This window comes from uncultured Brachybacterium sp., assembly GCF_947500705.1.
In the GTDB taxonomy this organism is placed as follows: domain Bacteria; phylum Actinomycetota; class Actinomycetes; order Actinomycetales; family Dermabacteraceae; genus Brachybacterium.
In genome coordinates, this window is sequence record NZ_CANMSY010000008.1 from 73,818 (window position 1) to 93,985 (window position 20,168).

Below are 20,168 nucleotides of genomic sequence, written 5' to 3' on the forward strand. Positions count from 1 at the left end.
GGATGAGCCGCAGGTCGCGGGGCATCGCAGCGAGGGAAGGACCGTCCGTGAGAATCACTGCCGTCAGTGCTTGGTTCCCGACCACCGACGCGCCGAGCAGGGGCTCGTTCGTGGTGAGGGATGTGCTCTCCATCGCCCGTCACCACGACGTCCGCGTCGTGCACCTCGTCCCGGAACAGGATGACGACGGCACTCGTCGGCTCGTGAAGGAGGGCATCGAGGTGCTGCGCATACCGATGACCCCGTCCAAGCCCCTGTCCGTTCTGCGCGCCGCCCGTGCCGTGCGCGCCGCCCTCGAGGGTACGGACCTAGTCCACACGATGGCTTTTCCCACACTCCTCCCCTTCAGCGTGCCGGGCCTCTCCGCTGTTCCCGCCGGCGCCTCCTGGGTGCACACGGAGCACTGGTCCGCCCTCTCGACGCCGAGCAGCCTCACAGCGACCGTCCGCCCCGCGCTGCCTCTGCTGACCCGGCTGCTTCGTGGGCCCGACCGGGTGACCTCGGTGTGCGAGTTCCTGGCAGCTCCCATCCGACAGGTCCGCGGCGAGCGCCCCGTCGATATCGTGCCCTGCATCGTGAATCCGCATCCGGTGTCCGCCCGACGGGACCGCTCCGACGGGGCCCTGCGCCTGGTCTCCACCGGTGGCCTGATCCCCCGCAAGGACCCCCTGGTCGCCGTGGAGACCGTGGCGGAGCTCGTCTCCCGGGGCGTCGATGCGCATCTGGTCTGGTTGGGTGAGGGCCCACTGCGGGAGGACACGTTGGCGAAAGCCCGTTCCCTGGGCGTCCAGGAGCGCGTATCCCTGCCCGGGTCCGTGGACGGCCAGGGGGTGATCGATGCCCTCGGTGCGGCCGACGTCTTCTTCGGTCCCACCCGCGCTGACAACTTCTTCGTCTCCGCCGCCGAGGCGATCGTCGCCGGTCGCCCCGTGGTCCTGGGGGCCACGGGAGGCCAGGGCGAGTACGTCCGGGACGAGGTCGGCGTGCTCGTGGCCGACCAGGACCCGACGCTGTACGCGGAGGCGCTGATCGATCTGGATGAGCGCACCCGTCATCTGTCGGCGGAGACGATCGCCGGGACGATCGGCGACGCGTTCTCCACCGAGACGGTCGGTGCCGGTTACGACTCCGTGTACCGCCGCCTGGAGGTCAGCGCAGGGAGGTGAGGTCGTCCGCGACCTGTCGGGCGCGAGCGGTCCACGTGTGATCGCCGCGGCCCTCGACCACCGCCCGCCGGGCGGACTCGAGCCCGGCCGGGTCCTCGCGCAGCCGCGTGAGCGCAGCAGCGACGTCGTCCGTGCCGTACGGGGTCTCCCAGCCGAAGCCGGCCTGCGTGACCGTGCTCGCCGCGAGGGTCCCTGCACTGATCAGGACCGGCTTGCCATGCCCCAGGTACTCATAGAGCTTGATCGGTGCCGCGAAGTCCCGGTACTCGGCCGGCTCCACCACGAGGGTGCAGACGTCCGCCCGTGCGAACAGCGGCTCGAGCTCCGGGCCCCGACGGTGGACGATCTCCACTGACTCGCTGAGCAGGGGCTCATATTCGCGGCGCACTGACTCCCACGAGCCCTCCGGCGTGCACAGGATCAGCTCGACGCCGTCGACCCGGCCGACGGCCTCGATCAGCGCGTGCATCCGGTAGTACTCGCTGATGTTTCCGACGTACAGCAGCGTGACGGTGCCGTCCGTCCGCGGAGCGCGCGGGATGTCGACGATCGTGCCGCCGGGCGGGAGCGGCCGCGCCGTCCGGGGGTCGATGTGCGGCACGTACGCGGCCATCGCGTCCGACGGCAGGTAGAACCGGTCCACGAGGCGAGCCATGAGCAGGAGCTCCGCGTGGTAGAGGGTCTTGGTGCCGTAGCCGACCAGCTTCGGGACGCTCGCGTCATAGGCCGGGAAGCGCCAGTACACATCGCGGTAGAAGAACCCCGTGGGGATCCCCTGCCTGTCCATGAGGCGCAGCAGCTCCAGATCCACGAGCGGGTGCGTGGGCAGATGGTGGGATTCGGTGAGCAGCGTGGGCATCGTGGAGCTCTCACCGTAGGCGAAGTCGATCCGGGCCCCGTCCTCGATCCTCCGGCGCAGCGCACGCAGACGCTGCGAGCGCTCGGCTCCGGTGCCGACGACATCGAGCACCTCGTAGCCAAGATCGCGGAACGCCTGCAGCATGCGCGGCGGACGCGCCGACGACCCCGTTCCCCCGGTGACGACCGGGTACGGGGCGTGGAAGACCATCGTCGACATTCAGTTGTCCTTCCGGGACACGGGGTGGGGAGAGAGAGGGGGCGTGCTGTGATCGAGTCGAACTGCCCGGGGGTTCTGGGACCGACCGTCTGCGAGGGCCATGAGCCACAGTTCCTCGGCACGCGCGGCGTAGGAGGCCGGGCTGTAGCGGGCCAAGGTGTCCTCCCGCAGACCGGGGACGGGGATCCGCTCGCCCTCGACGTGGGCGAGCACTGCGGCGTCCATCGCCGCAGTCAGCGCGCGCACGTCGCCGACCGGGACGATGACACCGCGGTCCGGGTCATCGGCGATCACATCACGGGCTCCCCAGGTATCGGTGGCGATCACCGGTACGCCCATGCACAGCGACTCCGCCAGGACGATCCCGAAGGACTCCTGGGCGCTCGCGAGCACGAACCGATCCGCAGTGGCCAGGAGCAGCGGGACGTCCTCGCGCCGGGTGCGTCCGACCAGAACGACATCCGACCCGGTCTGTGCGAGCACCCGGCCGCGATCCGGGATCCGGGACGCCACGGCGGTGCCGTGGCGGGCGGCGATCTCCCGAACCTGCTCCGGGCGCCCACCCGCGATGACCAGCTCGCTGGGATGTGCACCGCCGCGGGCACGGAAGGCGAGGATCAGATCGTCGACCCGTTTGATCCCGGCGAGATGGGAGAGGTGGACGAAACGCGTGACATCGCCGCTCGACCGGGACTGCACGCCCGAGCTCTGGGCCGAGGTCGCCGCGACGAGATCCGCGGACACAGGGTTCGACAGAATCTGCACGCTTCCCTCAGGCAAGGAGTAGCGCTGCTCCATCACCCGGGAGAGACCGTCGCTCACCGCGCTGAGGAGGTCGGCATCGGCGATGGCGGACCGGATCTGCGCCTCGAAGCGCGGCCTGCGCGTCGCCGTGACGGAGGACGGCCGGTGCTCGGTGAGCAGCCAGGGCACGCCGAGGTCCCGCGCGACGGCACGGGCCACGATGGCACCTGGATGCACCGAATGAGCGTGGACCACGTCGACGTCCTCGACGCGGGAGCGAACCACTCGCAGGGCGAGCGCGGCCAGAGCTCGGGCAGCCGGTCCGGGGATCCCCGGCAGCGGCACGGGCAGGCGGAGGCGCAGCACGCGCACGCCGCGCTCCTGGGCTTCGTCCAATCGCAGGGCCCGAGCCAGTGCTGGGCGGATGCTCGCCGGCTTGCGAGGATCAGGGGCCGTGATCTCGGCGGCGAGGACTGTGATCCGATGACCCGCGGAAGCGAGGATCTCGGCCTGCTCGCGGAAAAAGGTACCGCTGGGATCGTCAGCGTCGCGGGGGTACCACGAAGGGATCAGGAGTGCATGCACCTGCGGCTCCCTACTGCGTCGGCTTCGAGGACGGCCTGCCCCGTCGTATCGTGGATCGTACTTCACCGCCCCACCCCGTCCTCTGAGAGGAGCACGATGCCCACTGATCCGCCGCTCGCGCTCGACGACGCTCTGCTGCTGACGCGCGAGGGCTGGGTGCGCCGGGACTCGGGTGCTGCCGTGCTGCTCGCGCTCGCGCCCCGGCTGCCACGGGCCGACGTGTCCAGGATCCTCGCTGCGGCGCCGTCCCCGCTGCACGCCCTCCGCGCCCTTGCGGAGCTCGGCGAGGCCGCCGTCATCGCGATCGGGGCCGAGGGCACGATCTCGCTGCTGACCGATGTGAACCGCTCGTTCCCCCTCTTCTGGCAGGCACGCGGCGCTGGCTGGGTCGCCTCTGACGACGTCCGCGTCCTCGCCGGTGACGCGAGCGGCGCGTACGAGGACGACGAACGGTCCGTACGGCAGTTCACCGCCGGGGGCCTGGTCCTGGGGGATGCCACGCTCTATCTGGGCGTGCACCGCACTCCACCGGATGCCACGGTGCAGCTGCCTGCCGCCGGCGCGTGCTCCGGAGCGGCGGGGCCGGTGCTCAGCCGGCACGGTGACATCGCCCTGCCTGAGGAGGGGCCGGTGCGCACGGGCGCGGAAGCCGGCGCCGCCTTCCGAGACGCCCTGCTGGAGTCGGTGGGCACCATGGTCGCCCGGGACCCCGGCGCCACCTATTTGCTCCCGCTGAGCGGCGGTGCCGATTCCCGCATGCTCGCGAGCGCGTTCGTGATCGCCGGTGCCCGGGACGTGCGGTGCTTCACCTATGGAGTGGCTCAAAAGGCCGAGGTCGCGGTCTCCCGTCGGGTGGCGGGGATGCTCGGACTCCCGTGGACCTTCCTCGCGACCCCTCCGGACCAGGTGCGCTCCGCCTGGCAGGAACGATCCACCGCGCGTTTCCTCGCGGACGCCTACACCGGCGCAGCACTCCCGCACATCCAGGACTGGTACGCGATGCGTCTGCTCGCCGCCGATCCCGAGGTACCCGGTGACGCGGTGGTCGTGCCCGGGCACACCGCGGTCCGGACGCTGAAGGACGCGGATCTCCTGGAGGCCGCGTCCGTCAGCCGCGACGAGCTGATCGACGCGATCATCCTGCGGCACTTCTCCCAGGCGGGTGCTCCCGGCCCCTTGCTCGACGATTCGGGCACCCGGGAACAGATCTCCGCCTCACTGGATCGGGTCGAGTACGACGGGTCCCCGCTGAGCAGGGCTCGCGCGCTGCAGGCGGTCAACATCGACGGACGCCAGAGCACCTACATCCTCAACTCGGTGCGCGGGTACGAGAGCTTCGGCTTTCGCTGGGCCATGCCGATGCTCGATGCGCCGCTGCACCGCGTCACGAGCTCACTGCACTGGGAGCTCACCCGGGATCGTGACTGGTACCGGGCGATGACCGACGACGTCTTCGCCTCGGTCGTGGGTGAGCAGGCCGAGGAGCTGAGCTTCTGGGCACCGACGGAGATTCCCGTGCACAAGCGCGAACGGATGAAGGACGCACTGCGTCGGGTGGGGCTGCTCCGGCTCGCCGAGCATGTGGCCTCCAGCCGGACCAATCTGCGCCATCCGATGGCCTTCGAGGCCTTCGCCCCGAACCGCGCCGACTACGCGCGCCGGATCGCCCAGGGCTCGAGCCCGCTGGGAGTCTTCACCCGGGCGTTCCTCGCCGGGCGGTGGAACCGGTGGATGGACTGGCGCGTTCCCAGCACCTGGTCCACCCCTTCGGTCAGGGTCGTATCCGATCCCACTGGCGATTGAGGATGCCGCTGGCCGCGTGACGGGCCCGCTGCTCCCGGTCCAGCGCTCCACCGGGTCGCGCGGGCAGGAGTCGATCGACGATGCCCAGGCGGGACCAGTCACCGGCGATGCGGCTCTGCGCCTCGACGTCCGAGGTGGCGACGAGCTCGCGGATCAGGCGCTCCTCACCGCGAGAGAGCGCGTTCTGGATCGATGCCACCGCGAGCCAGGCGGACAGCTCCTCCTGGATCGCGAGCGCCCCGTCCGGGGTGAGGGTCTGCGCATGGCGCACCAGCGTGCCCAGCACGTCACGCCGCACGGTGCGGATCGCATACGCACGGCGGAACTCCTTCGGGGCCTTCGTGAACCACTCGCATCCTCGCAGTCCTTGCGCAGGCAGCAGCATCTCCTCGGCAGGGAAGCGGACGGCCTGGATCCGGTCCTCGGCTCCTGCGACCACGACATGACGCGGCATCGATGCGGGGGCGAGATCTATCCTGCGGGCGCGCAGGAAAGCCTTCGCGGTGAACTCGAGGTCCTCACCGTGCCGCAGGCCGTCGCGCATCCGGATCCCGTGGTCGCGCAACAGCTGCGTGCGCAGCAGGAGCATCGGGCCGGTGCGGTAGCCGAGACGATCCGCGACCGGGTCCAGGCGACGCCGACGCCCGGGGCGCACATGCGGGATCGTCGCCTCGGAGGACTCCTCGGGCCGTTCATGGTCGACGGTGCGGGTGCGCATCATCATCACGTCGCCGCGCTCCTCACGGAGGGCGCCCGCCCAGGCGGTGAGCGCGCCCGCTTCGAAGAAGTCATCGGAGCCGAGCACGCAGGCGAACTCGGTGTCCACGGCGTCGAGGCCGCGGTTGAGGGGTCCGGCGGGCGAGGGGATCCCGTCGCGCAGCTCGACCAGCTCGATGTCCCCGGTCAGTCCGGCGAGCCGCTCCCTGATCGGGCCGGGCTCGGTGTTGTGGCAGACCACTATCGCTCGCGCACCGTCGGCCACGACGGAACCGACCGCGCGTTCGATGGGTCGGACCGGTGTGTGGACCGGGATGGCGACGCTGACATCCCGTGCATGCGCGTGCGAGGTGATCGTCATCCCTGTCCCATCGTCATAAGGGCCACACCGGCTGTCACAGTGAGGTCACTGCTCCGGGTGGAGCACTACCTGCGTGGTAGTTTCTTCGATTGTGCCGCGCCATGGAAAAGGGTGATCGTCGAGGGGGTTGCAGTGCTCGAGCTGATCTCGTCCGCTCTCCCCTGGGCGTCTGCGATCGGCTGCACCCTAGCACTGCTGATTCTTCCCGGGTGGGGCGTCCTCGCCCTTGCTCGCGTGCCCATGCGCCGTCTGTACGGCGTCGCACCCCCGGTGACGCTCGCGATGCTCACCGTCATCGGCGCCCTCGCACATCTGGTCGGCATCCCGTTCGGACGACCGGTGGTCATGGCAGGGTTCCTGCTGATGTTCGCCCTGGCCGCGATACTCGGCCGGACCGTATGGCGTGAGACCTCAGCGCCCGAGCTGACCCCTACGGAACCGGCGGAGTCGGCATCCCGCCCGAGGTACCTCCGCATCGCCGCCTCCATGGCACCCGCGCTGCTCGCGCTGCTCGTCGGGCTCGGCTGGGCCGTGCCGTCGGTACGGGCGATCGGCTCCGTCGACGAGCTCGCCCAGTCCTTCGACGCCTTCTTCCACCATTCGGCGATCCAGCAGCTGCGGGAGGGCGGCGATGCCTTCCCGCTGACGGCGCTGGCGCCGCTCTACCACGCCGAGACCGTCATGTACCCGGTCGGCTGGCATTCTGTCGCAGCGCTCCTGCCCGGGGACACCACGGTCGCGGCGAACAGCCTCGTGGTCGCCACCCTGATGCTGCTGCCTCTGACGATGCTGACGATGATGGATCAGGTGCTTCCCCCGGGTCGGGCTCGCCGCGTCTCGCTCACCGCCCTGATGTTCATGCCCGCGTTCCTGACCTTCCCGTCGGTGACGCTGCGCGCCGGGCTGTGGCCGTACAGCCTGGCTGCTGCCCTGCTGCCCGCGCTCATCGCAGCGCTCCTGCACATGCGCCACGGTCGCCGGGCCGACGATCGGACGAGCCGCTCCGTGATCGTGCTGCTCGCAGTGATCGGTGGGACCGCGGCGACGCATCCCGCATTGGCCTTCGCTCTGCTGCTGATCGTTCCGGTGCTCGTGATCGACGCCATCGTACTGGTCCGAGACCCGGAGACCCGGCGACGCGGGGTGACCTTGCTGGTGGTCTACGGCGTCGCCGCTGTCGCCCTGCTGGGCGTCTCCTTGAGCAGGTTCGATTCGATGTCGACGTTCTTCGGTCGCATGTCCTCGAACAGTCCGCTGATGGCGCTCGGGATCGTCCTGACCGACCGGCCCGCATATCAGGCTCTGCCCTTCGCTCCTCTGCACGTGATCCTGCCCTGGATCTTCGCGGGCATCGGGGTGCTGGTGGGGATCCGGCGCCGTTCCGTTCCCGTGATCGGGATGACGATCGGTCTGGGCGCTGTGGTCCTGGTGATGACCTCTGCCCTCATCCCCGGTCCGCTCGGCCCGCTGCTGACCTGGCCCTGGTACGGGGACCGGGAGCGCCTTGGTCCGGTGATGGTGATCGGGGTCATCGCCCTGGCCGGCGTCGGCCTGCAGGAGGTCGTGATCGTCGCCGAACGGCTGAGGCGACGGTCCTCGGAGCCCGGCTCCGGGCGGAGACGGGCCACCCCCGTGATCGCCCTGGTGCTCGTCGCCCTCGGCGCGACCGGCACGTTGACGAGCGGGCGTACCTCGATCCTCGCCGAGGCGACGTATCACCCGGAACGCAGCCCCTACAAGGTCTACGTGGCCGAGGCCGAGGAGGACTTCATCCGGGCCACCTCGCAGGAGCTGACCGCGGACGCTGTGGTCCTCGGCGATCCCCGCGACGGTACCTCGATGTTCTCTGCCCTCGGCGGGCACGAGGTCGTCTTCGCCTACCTCCAGCCCCCTCTCGACATCCCCCGCAAACGCGTGGCCCGGTACGCGGACCAGTACGAGGACGTCCCGCGGGTGTGCGCCGCGCTGGCCTCGACCGGAGCGAATTATCTCTACCGCGACACCAGTGCGGATTCCGGTCGGAGCGGCGCCACCGCCGAGCAGAACGAGGAGTTCGCCGGCCTCAATGCCCTGGACACCTCCGAGCTCGAGCTGATCGCCCAGCATGGGCCCTACGCGCTGTACCGGCTCGACGTCACCTGCTGACCTGCCGCGCACGAAGTGCTCTCAGCACGCCTGCACCGCACGGGAGTCGATCGGCCCCGGAAGATGATCGGCGGTCGATCGGACCGCGGTCGATGACCGCGGCGCACGATCAGCCGCGCCGGGCGATCGCGTCGACCGCGCTCTTCCAAGGCTCGACCACTGTTTCGGCGCCCACCTCGCGAGCGATCCGGTGCGAGGCGGCCTTGAACTCCTGCACGCCGTCCACGGTGAGCTCGTCGAAGGCGGCGGCCACGTCCTGCGCGGAGAATCCCCCGGCGACCAGACCAAGGCCGTAGGTGCGCACGTGATCGGCCATCTCGACGCTGGGCCCCACGACGAGGCCGAGCCGCGCCTGGGTGTAGTCGAAGATCTTGTTGGGGAGCGCCAGTTCATGGTTCATGTTCACCGGCGGGAGCACATGGACGCCGACGTCGTACGCGTTCAGGGTGTCCGCGAGGTCGCGGTACGGCACCGGGTCGTGCACGACCACGCGACCGCTCTTCCGGCCCTGCTCTCGCAGCTCATCGATATAGGCCGGATCGTTGGGGGCGAGGTACAGGTCCAGAGTGACGTCGGTGCGTGCCAGGGCGGTCGCCTCCACGATCAGGGCGAGGTCACGGTTGCGCAGCGCCGCCCCGGAGTGCACAAGACGGATCGGGCTGCTCACGGGCATCGGCTCGAGATCCGCCCGATGGGGGGCGGCGTTGGTGACCACCAGCACGTCGTGCCCGACCAGGCGACGATACTCCCGGGCGATCGCCGCGGAGACGGTGCTGACCGAGGCCGCACGGCTCACGTGGCGCCTGACGAGCCACCGGAAGTACGGCGACACGAAACGTCGCCAGGTGGGGTTCTGCGCATGCAGGGCGGGGAAGAACTCGTGGAGGTCGACGTGGACTCGCTCCGGGGGCGCGATCTCGAAGGCGAGCAGCACGGTGTCGGCGTCATTGGCGATCACGACGTCCCAGGTGCCGCGCAGATGATCCCTGGCCCACGCGGGGCCCTGCTGCGACCAGTACACACGGCGGAACTGACGCAGGGCGGCGAGCTTGCCGTTGACCCGATTGATCGTCCTCTCGGGAACCTCGACGTGCTCATGGACGCCTTCGGGGGCCGGCCCGTAGCCGCAGGTCGTGATCCGGTAGTCCTCCCGCAGCAGTGCGATCTGCTTCAGGATGCGCGCATCCCGGGCGACCGGGGAGAAGGAGATGATCAGCAGCGAGGGATCCTGGGCGTCGGTCATCGCAGCGGCCTTCCGTCAGGGCCGACGAGGCCGGCCAGCTGTGCCTGCAGAGCGAAGGCCGGGACCTCGGCGACAAGTTCGTCGAAGCTCCCCACCTTCTCCACACGGGCGTTCTCCATGAAGCAGATCTGATCGAAATGGCGGATCGTCGAGAGGCGATGCGCGACCGCCACCACGGTGACCTCCCCATGGAGTGCACCGATCGCCTGGGTGATCGCTTCCTCCGTGGTGGTGTCCAGTGCGCTGGTGGCCTCGTCCATCACGAGCACGAGCGGGTCGCTGTACAGCGCTCGGGCGATGCCCAGGCGCTGGCGCTGACCACCGGAGAGGGCAAGTCCGCGTTCCCCGATCCGAGCGTTGATGCCACCAGGACGCTGGGCGACGGTCTCCGCCAGCTGCGCCTGTTCGAGGCACTGCATCACGCGATCCTCATCAGCGTCGTCGCCCCAGGTGAGGGCGACGTTCTGAGCGATGGTCGCATCGAAGAGGGCGACGTCCTGGGGGACGTATCCGACCCGGGAGCGCCATGCCTTCAGGACGTCCTGGAGATCCTTCCCGTCAACCTGGATGGAACCGTCGGTCGTGGTCAGCAAGCCGAGCAGGAGGTCGACGAGGGTCGACTTGCCGGCGCCGGACCGGCCCACCAGACCGAGCGAGGTGCCCAGCGGGATGGTGAGGTTCACGTCGCGCAGTGCGGCGTTGTCGCTGCCCGGGTAGGTGAAGCTGACATCTGAGAAGATCAGCTCGCGCGGACGCACCTCGAGCGGATCGGTACCCAGAACCTCCTGGTTCTCCCTGAACTCCTCCGTCGTGTGGATGTCACGGATGACGGCCTCGGCGTGCGGGATCGCAGCTGCCGTGGTCGACATGAGGGTCTGGAACCGGACGATTGCCGGCACGATGCGCAACCCGGCGATGCCGAAGAGGGCGACGGCGCTGAGGGCACCCGACAACCCGTCCCCGAGGTACGCGGTGACCCCGACCAGCACGAAGCCGATCACGAGGGCGGACTCCACGATGAACTTCGGCACTGCGGCGAGGAACTGGAGGTTCGCACGTGCCCGTGTGGAGAAGGATCGGTTGTGCTGGATCACGTCGCCGACGTCGTCGAGCTTGTCCCGCAGGACGATCTCCTTGAGAGTTCCGACCATCTCGGTCATCAGGCGCGCGACGCGGAAGGAGTAGTCCCGGGAGACGCGACCGGCCTGCAAAGAACGCCGGGTGATCACGAGGTAGAGGAAGAGGGCGACCACACCGAGATAGAGGACCGTGATCGCGGCCGTGGTGGGCTGGGCGATGAAAAGTACCAGGATCACGGCGAGGGTCGTGAAGATCTCGCCGGGGATCGAGGCGGCAGGTAGCAGCACGCCGGTCATGGTGTTGGCGATGCCGACGTCTGCCAGTCGCACCAGCTCCGCGGTGGAGCGGGAGAGGCGAGCGGTCCAGGACGCACGGATGTACGCCCCGAAGAGGCGGCCGCCGATCGCGAGCTCGTAGTTCCCCATGCGACGGGTAGCGACCCAGTTCCACGCGACCGCAATGATGCTCTTGAGGACCATAAGCCCGGTGGCCACGCCGAGAACGGCGACTGTCGCACCGCCCGATAACGTGCCGATCACCGGAAGGGAGACCGTCGTCTGGCCCCCGACCAGCGGTGACAGCACGGAGGCCAGCAAGCCGAGCGCCATGACATCGAGGAGCGCGAGCGAGCTCAGCGCCACTGCATAGATGCCGAGGAACCTCCGAGCGCCCTGTGGCAGCAGGGGCATCAGCTCGCTGACAGTGCGAAGAAGTCTCTTCACGCGGTTCCTCCTTCAGGACGCGGGACGGCCCCACGAAGTTCGTGATCATACGGGCCCGGTATCCAGGCACGCTGCGACTTGGCCAGCGTTCCGGGGTCGCGATCCCTGCGGATCCACGCTGTGGCCTCACGGGCGAGGTCCTGCCGTTCGGATCGCGCCGCGAGGATCCGTCGGGCAGCCTGCTCGGGTTCCTGGACCAGCCACGAGGCCGGATAGACCGTGCTCGCACCACCGTATCCGCGTACCTGCGGCCAGTCGCGCACAATGGGTACGCACCCTGCCGCTGCACCTTCGGCGATCGCCTCGTGCGTGCCCTCGATGACTGAGGCGGAGATCACCCATCCCAGATGTGGCAGCACCGCCGGGACGTCCTCCCTCCGTCCGAGCACGCGAACTCGCGAACCGGCCGCGGCGACGCGCTCCAGCAGGCGGGTCGCCCGCTGCGCGTCGGATCCGCGAACCGGGGGCTCGGGGCCCACCAGCACCAAGGTCCAGGGTCCGTCATCAGCACGGGTGAGCTCGTCGAGCACGTCGATTGCCCACTCTGCGTCCTTGGCAGGGCCCGCCCAGCCGACCACGCCGAGCACGTGCTCGGGGGCGGGCAGGTCTGCGGGCAGATCCACTGCTGCAACTGCGCCGGTGAAGCGATTCAGATCCAGGGCATTCTGGGTGACGTCGATCCGGTGCGCTCGAGTGAGCCGGGGGGCGATCCGGAGCGCGGCGTCCCGCACGTGCGGAGCCACGAAGCAGAGGGTGTCCACCTGGGACGCCGCTAGCAACTGGGGGTACGGCGTGAGGATCTCGTACTTGTGGATGCGCACCGACAGAGAATGACCGGGCAGCTCGAGGTGGCTGAACCAGGCCGCGGTCTCATCCCCCCACTCCACGTGGAGGTGGTCGAACCCGGACAGTCGCGCAGCGAGCTCCGGGGGAACCTGGGCGCGCTTCCCGGTGCGCCAGGTGGTGACCGCGGCGCCGACGACGGTACGCAGCGTGGGTCTCTGGGCCGACGGCAGATCGCTCATCGCCAGCGTCCGCACCTCGTAGCCCGCGGCCTGCCACACATCGAGCACCGGCTGCAGAAAGCTGAGTCCGCCTCCCGTGACGACAAGGACCCGGGGCGTGTGGTCCGGCACCCGCTCACCGGGATGGTGTGCGGCGTCCGTGTCGTGCACGGGCGTGGGCCCGGCGGCCGGATCCGGAACGGAAGCGGGCCGGGGATCCGACGTGCCACGTCGTCGCCCGAGCACTTCTCCGATCGCGCCCTCGTCGAGGACCCGGAGAACACCTGCCGGGTCCTCCAGCAGAGCGGGCAGCTCCGCCCCGGCGGCGCGCGCGGGATGGAAGATCAACGTCAGCGCCTTGGTGAGCGCTTCAGCGGCTCCGGAATCCTTTCTGCGCGCCAGGTCGGACTCGGCCTGTCGGAGCAGGGCCCGGACCAAACGGTCCGTCCGCGGTGCGTCCCGACCGGCCTCGAGACGTGCCCGGGTGTCGACGTAGGCCGCCCGTCGGCCGGCGTCGCTGGGGAAGAGTCCCAGAGCCCGGACGAGGACGTCTCGCATCACGACGCGTCGAGCGCGACCACGTGGCCGTCGCGAGCCGATTCGAGCACGGCTTCAACGGTGCGGACCGTGTGCAGCCCCTCACGCATGGACACGATGTTCGAGGCGTCCCCGTTGATCGCGTCGCGGAAGGCCTGGTGCTCGGTGGCGAGCGGCTCGTGACGCTGCAGCGCGTAAGTGATCGAGTCACCCTCGCTGACGCCTCTGAACGAGGCCATCGACTCCCACACGTTGGTCGCCGCATCAGCATTCGCGTGGAAGGTCAGATCCGCGTTCAGGGTGTCACCCACCAGAGCGCCCTTCTCCCCCGTCACCACGGTCACCCGCTCCTTGAACGGCGTCAGCCAGTTCACCAGATGGTTGGTGATCGTGCCGTCTTCGAGGCGGCCGGCGACGGAGACCATGTCCTCGTCCTCCCGGCCGGAGCGGCGGGTCGAGGTCGCTGCGACCGAGGCGTACGGCGACTGCGCGACCCACGCCGTCAGATCCAGGTCATGGGTCGCGAGGTCCTTCACGACCCCCACATCCGCGATCCGGGCCGGGAACCCGCCCTGGCGGCGGGTGACGATCTGGTAGATCTCCCCCAGCTGACCGTCGGCGATGCGCTTACGCATCTCCTGCAGGGCCGGGTTGTACCGCTCGATATACCCCACCGCCCCGACCAGGCCGGCCCTCTCGAACGCGGCGGTGATCTCCTCCGCTTCCCCGATGTCGAAGGCCAGCGGCTTCTCCACCAGGGTATGCACCCCCGCCTCCGCCAGCTTGATCGCCACATCGCGGTGGAACTGGGTCGGCACCGCGACCACCGCATAGTCGATCCCGGCCGCGATCAGCGCCTCCACATCCGGGAGCACCTCCAGCCCCGGCACCGCACCATGCGGATCACCATGGGCATCCGCCGCCGCGACCAGCTCCACCCCCTCCAGCGCCTGCAGGTTCCGGGCATGATGACGACCCATCATGCCCAGACCGATCAGCCCGGCCCGCAACACCTTCTTGTTCGTCATGCTCATGCCCCCGCCTTCGCCACTGTGTTCACAGCCGTCACGATCCGCTCGCGATCCTGCTCCGAGATGCTCGGATGCACCGGCAGCGACAGCACCTCACGCGCCAGCATCTCCGTCACCGGAAGATCCACCTCCGTGAGGAACGTCGCCAGCCGATGCACCGGGGTCGGGTAATACACCCCGCAGCCCACCAGGTGCTCCTCCCGCAGCGCAGTCGCGAAGGCATCCCGCTCCGCCGCCGTCGCGCCCTCGATCCGGATCGTGTACTGGTGATACACATGCGTCGCACCCTCACGCACCACCGGCGTCACCACGCCCTGCAGGTTCGCGTCGAAGAACGCCGCGTTCTCCTGCCGCGTCGCCGTCCACGCCGGGAGCTTGCCCAGCTGCACCCGACCGATCGCCGCATGGATATCCGTCATCCGGTTGTTGAACCCGGCGACCTCGTTCGCGTACTGCTTCTCCATCCCCTGGTTCCGCAGCAACCGCACCTGACGCGCGATCTCCGGCGTCGCGCAGGAGACCATCCCACCCTCACCCGAGGTCATGTTCTTCGTCGGATACAGCGAGAACATCCCACCCTGGCCGAAGGTCCCCACCTGGGAGCCTTGCCAGGTCGCGCCATGGGCCTGCGCCGCGTCCTCGAACACCCACAGACCGTGCTTCTTCGCGATCGCGAGGATCTGGTCCATCGGCGCGGGATGCCCATACAGGTGCACCGGCTGGATCCCGACCGTCCGCTCCGTGACCGCAGCCTCGATCGCCGCAGGATCCACCGTGAACGTCTCCGGATCCACATCCACGAACACCGGGACACCGCCCGACACAGCCACCGTGTTCGCTGTCGCCGCGAAGGTGAACGACGGCACGATCACCTCATCACCGGGCTTCAGACCCAGCGCCAGCATTCCCAGATGCTGCCCCGAGGTCCCCGAGTTCACCGCCACCACCTCACGGCCACCCGCCAGCGCGGCGGAGAACTCCTGCTCGAACGCCGCGACCTCCGGTCCCTGCGCCACCATGCCCGAGGCCAGCACGCGATCCACCGCGTCCCGCTCCTCCTGGCCGATGATCGGCTTCGCCGGCGGGATCATCGTGAGTTCGCTGTTCATGCGGGGAGTCCATCCTGTCCATCGGGGTCGGTGAGGGTGGCCGGGCGCGGCGCGTCGGCCAAGGGTGAGGAGGCGAGCAGCAGCCCGCCGGTGGAGTCGTCGTGGATGTACCACTCGCCCGTGGTGGGGCATATCCAGGCATCGGTCCCGTCAGAGGAGGGGATCAGCTTCTCGCCGGAGCGGCCCACCCAGCCGAGGCGCCGGGCCGGGACGCCCGCCACCAGCGCGTGCGGGGGGACGTCCTTGACCACGGTGGCGCCCGCGGCGACCATCGCCCAGGCACCGATGGTCACCGGAGCCACGCAGACGGCGCGGGCTCCGATCGAGGCGCCGGTCTCGCAGGTCACGCCGACGGGCTCCCAGTCGGAGGCGGACTTCGGGGTGAGATCAGGGTTGACCGCTCGCGGGAAGTGGTCGTTGGTGAACACTGCGGCGGGGCCGACGAAGACGCCGTCGGCGAGCTTCGCGGGTTCGTACACCAGCGCGTAGTTCTGGACCTTGCAGCCCTTGCCCATCTGCACGCCGGAGCCGATGTAGGCGCCGCGGCCGATCACGCAGTCGGTGCCGAGCCGGGCACCTTCGCGCACCTGCGCGAGATGCCAGACGGAGCTGCCGTCCCCGATGGTCGCGTCGTCCGAGATGTCGGCCCCCGGGGCGACCCGGTAGGCAGGGGTTTCGCTCATGGGGCCGACGATACCGCGAGCACCGGCCGATGATCGGGAGGAACGCCCCGAGACCCATGCCGATGGGAGAACGTGCACACGATCCTCACCGCATTCTCACCTGAGCGCCTGCGTCACCGCGAGGCCCGCAGCTTCTCCCCCTTGGCGAGTGCGATCTCGCGCAGCTCCGCCTGAAAGGCGACCATCCGCTCGCGGAGGCGCTCCGCCTCCGCGCCGGAGCCGGCGGCGAGGATCCGGGCGGCGAGCAGGCCGGCGTTCCGGGCTCCGCCGATGGAGACGGTGGCGACCGGCACCCCGGCGGGCATCTGCACGATCGACAGCAGGGAATCCATGCCGTCGAGGTGCTTCAGCGGCACCGGCACCCCGATCACGGGCAGGGGCGTGAGGGCGGCGAGCATGCCGGGCAGGTGGGCGGCACCGCCGGCCCCGGCGATCACCACCCGCAGCCCGCGTTCGGCGGCGCTGCGGCCCCAGGTGACCATGTCCTCGGGCATCCGGTGGGCGGAGATCACCTCGACAGACGCGCCGATCTCGAACTCGGCGAGCGCCTCCTCCGCGGCCTTCATCACCGGGTAGTCGGAGTCGGAGCCCATCACGATGCCCACCAGCGGGCGCGGGGTGTTCTCGGTCATCGGGTCTCTCCTGAGGTCTCCGCTGCGGTGATCGTTGCAGCGACGGGTGCGTCGGTGACAGGCGCGTCGGCGACAGGCGCGGCAGCGACGGGCGCGGGCCCGTCGATGATCAGCAGCTCGGCACGGTGGGCGCGCTCGAGCAGCGCGTCGGCGTCCGCGCCGACGAGGGTGACGTGGCCGATCTTGCGACCGGGGCGCACGGACTTGCCGTAGAGGTGGATCTTCAGCTCCGGATCGGCGGCGAGCGCGGCATGGGTGCCGGGGGCGAGGTCCTCGGCGGTGCCGCCGAGCAGGTTGACCATCACGGAGACCGAGGCGAGGGCGGTGGTCGCGCCGAGGGGCAGATCGGCGACCGCTCGCAGGTGCTGCTCGAACTGGCCGGTGACGGCACCGTCCATGGACCAGTGGCCGGTGTTGTGGGGACGCATGGCGAGCTCGTTGACCAGCACCTCGCCGCCCGCCGTCTCGAACAGCTCCACGGCGAGCATCCCGGTGACGCCGAGGTCCTCCGCGATGGCAAGGGCGAGGGCCTGGATCTGCTGCTGGCCCTCCGCATCGAGGCCGGGCGCGGGTGCGACCACCTCGTAGCAGACCCCGTCCTTCTGCACCGACTGCACCACCGGGTAGGCCACGGCCTCTCCCCCGGGCCGGCGCGCGACCTGGGCGGAGAGCTCGCGGGTGAAGGGCACCAGCTCCTCGGCGAGCAGCTCGCCGTGCTCGGCGAGCCAGTCCTGGGCCTGCTCGGCGCGCTCGATGATCCGCACCCCGTGGGCGTCGTAGCCGCCGCGAGGGGTCTTGATCACGATGCGGCCGCCGCTCTCGGTGAGTGCGTCCTCCAGGTCCGTCACGGATCCGATCCGCCACCAGCGCGGGCAGGGGTGGCCGAGGGCCGTGAGGCGCTCGCGCATCACCAGCTTGTCCTGGGCGTGGACGAGAGCCGCGGGGCCGGGTCGCACCGCGGCGATCCCGGCGCGCTCGATGTCTTCGAGGATCCATGCGGGAACGTGCTCGTGGTCGAAGGTGATCACGTCGACCTCGGCGGCCAGGGCGCTCACCGCCTGCTCGTCGTCGTGTCGACCGATCCGCACCTCGGCGGCGACTGCGGCGGCGCTCTCCGCGGGGTCGGTGGCCAGCACCGGCGTGGTGAGGTCCAGCTCGATCGCGGGGCCGATCATCATCCGGGCCAGCTGCCCGGCGCCGATGAGGCCGACGCTGCGGGCACCCACCGGGCTCTCGGGAGCGGCAGCAGGGGCGACTGCCGGCGTAGGAAGGGTGGTCTGCTCAGGGCGGGGCGGGGTCATCGACACGGCGGCCAGTGTACGAGGTCAGCTGCGTGAGCGCGGGCGGCGCCGGACCACGGACCCCTGAGGCAGGGAATCGAGGTCATCCGCGCCGGGGCGCGACCGCTGCGCGGCACTCGGCGCCATATCGGCGCGGACCCCGCGGGCGGACTTCGCGAATCGTCCGCCGCGGCCATCCCGAGCTACTCGTGCGCTGCGACCGCTGCGCTTCTCCTCGTAGTCGTCCTCACCGCCGTCGTCACCGGGCGCGGAGATCAGGAACACTCCGAAGGTGGTGGGATTCTCGGTGAGCAGCTCGAGCCGCCCGCCGTCGTCCTCGACCAGGGTGCGGGCGAGCGCCAGGCCCACACCGGTGCCGCTCGAGCTCCGCCCGGAGACGGATCGCTCGAAGATCCGCGCGCCGAGCTCCGGGTCGATGCCTCCGCCCTCGTCGGAGACCTCGACCACGGTCGAGTGGTCGTTGCGGCGCACCTTGACCGTGGTGCGCCCGCCGCCATGGGCGAGCGCGTTCTCCACCAGCGTGGCGATCACCTGGGTGAGCGGTCCCGTCGAGCCCCAGACCGCAGCGCTGCGAGGAACCTGCACGCGCAGCTCGCGGTGGGCACGCCGGTACGCCGGCGACCACTCCTCGCTCTGCTGGGTCAGCACGTTGCGCAGTTCGACCACGCCGGGGGTGCGGCGCTGGGAGGCGCGCGGGGCGTTGATGAGGTCGTGGACCACTTCGGTGAGCCGATCGATCTGCTCGAGCGAGATGCGGGCCTCCTCGCGCACCCACTCCTCGGAGCTGGTCGCGAGGATCTCGTCCAGACGCATCGACAGCGCGGTCAGCGGGGTGCGCAGCTGATGGGAGGCGTCGGAGGCCAGCCGGCTCTCCGCTTCGAGGCGTTCGTTGAGCATCGCGCCGGAGCGGGCGAGCTCCTCGGCGACGTCGTCGATCTCGGCGATGCCGGAGGCATGCCAGGGGCCCCGGGAGCGTCCGGAGCCCATCTCCTCGGCCCGTCGGCTGAGCCGGGCCAGCGGCATCGAGATGCGTTGCGCCTGCCAGAGCGCGACGGAGACGCCGATGGACAGCGCCGCCAGTCCGGCGACGGTGATCAGCACCCAGGCACTGGCGGTGTGGGCGCGCACGTCCGACTGCGGGATGTAGACGGCGATCGACTGCCCGGAGGCGCCGTTGGTGGTGACCCTCTCAGGGTCCTGCCCCGGAGGGTCGCCCGCGGAGTAGGTGACGCCGTCGTGGATCACCGAGATCGCGATGTTCAGGTCGGTCTGCGCATCGACATGGCGCTGGAGCAGCGCCTCATCGATCTCGCCGCCCTCCTGGAGCCGCGCCTCCGTGTCGATGCGCACGGTGTCGACGATCTTGTTCGCCTGATTGGTGAGGCTCTGCCTGGCCAGTGTCAGCCAGGAGACGCCCAGCGGGATCCCGAGCATGAGCACGGCCAGCAGCACGGTGATGATGGTGGCCTGCAGCACGCGCTGCCGCACCGGTCAGCTCTCCGAGCCGGTCTCGAAGCGGAAGCCCACTCCCCTCACCGTGGTGATCCGGCGGGGATCGGCGGCATCGTCGCCGAGCTTGCGACGGAGCCAGGAGACGTGCATGTCCAGGGTCTTGGTGGAGCCCCACCATTCGGCGCCCCACACCTCGCGCATCAGGTCGTCGCGGGTGACGACGCTGCCGGACTCCCTCACCAGCACGGTGAGCAGGTCGTACTCCTTGGCGGAGAGGCTCAGCTCCTCGCCGTCCGCGTAGGCGCGGCGGGCGGAGACGTCGAGCATCACGCCGTTGACGTCGTAGCTGTCCCCGGATTCGTCCATCGCCTGGGAGCGACGCATCAGAGCCCGGATACGGGCCTGGAGCTCCCCGAGGCGGAACGGCTTGGTGACATAATCGTCGGCGCCGGCGTCGAGTCCCACCACGGCGTCGACCTCATCGGCGCGGGCGGTGAGGATCAGGATCGGGGACTCGAGCCCGCCCTTGCGCAGCCGCCGAGCGACCTCGAGGCCATCGAGATCGGGCAGACCGAGATCCAGGATCACCAGGTCGATCGCCTCGGGTCCCGCCGCGATCGCGAGCGCGTCCATTCCCCGGGACGCACGCGTCACGGTGTAGCCCTCCCGGTCCAGTGCGCGGGAGAGTGGTTCGGCGATGGCCGAGTCGTCCTCGACGAGTAGCAGTCGTGTCACGGGTTCCATCCTACGACGAGGCCGGCAGGGACTGCCCGGT

General features: G+C 70.0%; 16 protein-coding genes. 3 read left to right on the forward strand and 13 right to left on the reverse strand.

Annotated features, from left to right (window positions below):
• The first annotated feature begins 47 nt into the window (after nt 1-47).
• Nucleotides 48-1,166 (forward strand): glycosyltransferase family 4 protein, encoded by a 1,119-nt coding sequence (locus tag Q0937_RS13685; RefSeq protein ID WP_299304598.1) that lies wholly within the window; start codon nt 48-50, stop codon nt 1,164-1,166.
• Here Q0937_RS13685 and Q0937_RS13690 read toward each other — a convergent pair.
• Nucleotides 1,150-2,244 carry a glycosyltransferase gene (locus Q0937_RS13690; protein ID WP_299304601.1) on the reverse strand — a complete coding sequence of 365 codons (1,095 nt, stop codon included), beginning with the start codon at nt 2,242-2,244 and terminating at the stop codon, nt 1,150-1,152. The two genes, Q0937_RS13685 and Q0937_RS13690, sit on opposite strands and share 17 nt — an antisense overlap.
• Nucleotides 2,245-3,573, reverse strand: coding sequence for a glycosyltransferase (locus Q0937_RS13695; protein ID WP_299304603.1), 1,329 nt, complete (start codon nt 3,571-3,573; stop codon nt 2,245-2,247). It lies immediately after the preceding gene.
• A 96-nt stretch (nt 3,574-3,669) separates the two neighbouring features.
• Here Q0937_RS13695 and Q0937_RS13700 point away from each other — a divergent pair, with 96 nt between their 5' ends.
• Nucleotides 3,670-5,376, forward strand: coding sequence for an asparagine synthase-related protein (locus tag Q0937_RS13700; RefSeq protein ID WP_299304606.1), 1,707 nt, complete (start codon nt 3,670-3,672; stop codon nt 5,374-5,376).
• Here Q0937_RS13700 and Q0937_RS13705 read toward each other — a convergent pair.
• On the reverse strand, nt 5,345-6,454 hold the full coding sequence (locus tag Q0937_RS13705; RefSeq protein ID WP_299304609.1) for a glycosyltransferase family 2 protein: 1,110 nt from the start codon (nt 6,452-6,454) through the stop codon (nt 5,345-5,347). The two genes, Q0937_RS13700 and Q0937_RS13705, sit on opposite strands and share 32 nt — an antisense overlap.
• Between Q0937_RS13705 and Q0937_RS13710 the strand changes: the two genes are divergently transcribed.
• Nucleotides 6,431-8,599, forward strand: a complete 2,169-nt coding sequence (locus Q0937_RS13710) for a DUF6541 family protein (RefSeq protein ID WP_363323238.1) — start codon at nt 6,431-6,433, stop codon at nt 8,597-8,599. The two genes, Q0937_RS13705 and Q0937_RS13710, sit on opposite strands and share 24 nt — an antisense overlap.
• Before the next feature lie 109 nt (nt 8,600-8,708).
• Here Q0937_RS13710 and Q0937_RS13715 read toward each other — a convergent pair whose 3' ends face one another.
• The 10 genes from Q0937_RS13715 to Q0937_RS13760 all read right to left on the reverse strand — a co-directional run bounded on the left by Q0937_RS13715 (nt 8,709) and on the right by Q0937_RS13760 (nt 20,128).
• Nucleotides 8,709-9,842, reverse strand: coding sequence for a glycosyltransferase family 1 protein (locus Q0937_RS13715; protein ID WP_299304615.1), 1,134 nt, complete (start codon nt 9,840-9,842; stop codon nt 8,709-8,711).
• Nucleotides 9,839-11,644, reverse strand: coding sequence for an ABC transporter ATP-binding protein (locus tag Q0937_RS13720; protein WP_299304618.1), 1,806 nt, complete (start codon nt 11,642-11,644; stop codon nt 9,839-9,841). The genes Q0937_RS13715 and Q0937_RS13720 overlap by 4 nt, the downstream gene beginning before the upstream one ends.
• Complete coding sequence (locus Q0937_RS13725) at nt 11,641-13,206, reverse strand: glycosyltransferase (RefSeq protein WP_299304621.1); 1,566 nt, start codon at nt 13,204-13,206, stop codon at nt 11,641-11,643. Before Q0937_RS13725 ends, Q0937_RS13720 begins: the two co-directional genes overlap by 4 nt.
• Entirely contained in the window at nt 13,206-14,213 is a 1,008-nt protein-coding gene (locus Q0937_RS13730) for a Gfo/Idh/MocA family protein (RefSeq protein WP_299304768.1), read from the reverse strand. The genes Q0937_RS13725 and Q0937_RS13730 overlap by 1 nt, the downstream gene beginning before the upstream one ends.
• 2 nt (nt 14,214-14,215) lie before the next feature.
• Nucleotides 14,216-15,325: a DegT/DnrJ/EryC1/StrS aminotransferase family protein gene (locus Q0937_RS13735; protein WP_299304624.1), complete on the reverse strand. Its 1,110-nt coding sequence runs from the start codon at nt 15,323-15,325 to the stop codon at nt 14,216-14,218.
• The gene (locus tag Q0937_RS13740; protein ID WP_299304626.1) at nt 15,322-16,008 is read right to left on the reverse strand and encodes an acyltransferase; all 687 of its coding nucleotides are present in this window, start codon (nt 16,006-16,008) and stop codon (nt 15,322-15,324) included. The genes Q0937_RS13735 and Q0937_RS13740 overlap by 4 nt, the downstream gene beginning before the upstream one ends.
• 113 nt (nt 16,009-16,121) lie before the next feature.
• Nucleotides 16,122-16,640, reverse strand: coding sequence for a 5-(carboxyamino)imidazole ribonucleotide mutase (gene purE / locus Q0937_RS13745; protein ID WP_299304629.1), 519 nt, complete (start codon nt 16,638-16,640; stop codon nt 16,122-16,124).
• Entirely contained in the window at nt 16,637-17,941 is a 1,305-nt protein-coding gene (locus Q0937_RS13750) for a 5-(carboxyamino)imidazole ribonucleotide synthase (RefSeq protein ID WP_363323239.1), read from the reverse strand. Before Q0937_RS13750 ends, purE begins: the two co-directional genes overlap by 4 nt.
• 24 nt (nt 17,942-17,965) lie before the next feature.
• A complete protein-coding gene (locus tag Q0937_RS13755; protein WP_299304634.1) occupies nt 17,966-19,429 on the reverse strand; it encodes an ATP-binding protein in 1,464 nt (487 codons plus the stop codon).
• A 3-nt stretch (nt 19,430-19,432) separates the two neighbouring features.
• Nucleotides 19,433-20,128, reverse strand: a complete 696-nt coding sequence (locus Q0937_RS13760; RefSeq protein ID WP_299304636.1) for a response regulator transcription factor — start codon at nt 20,126-20,128, stop codon at nt 19,433-19,435.
• Nucleotides 20,129-20,168: the final 40 nt, after the last annotated feature.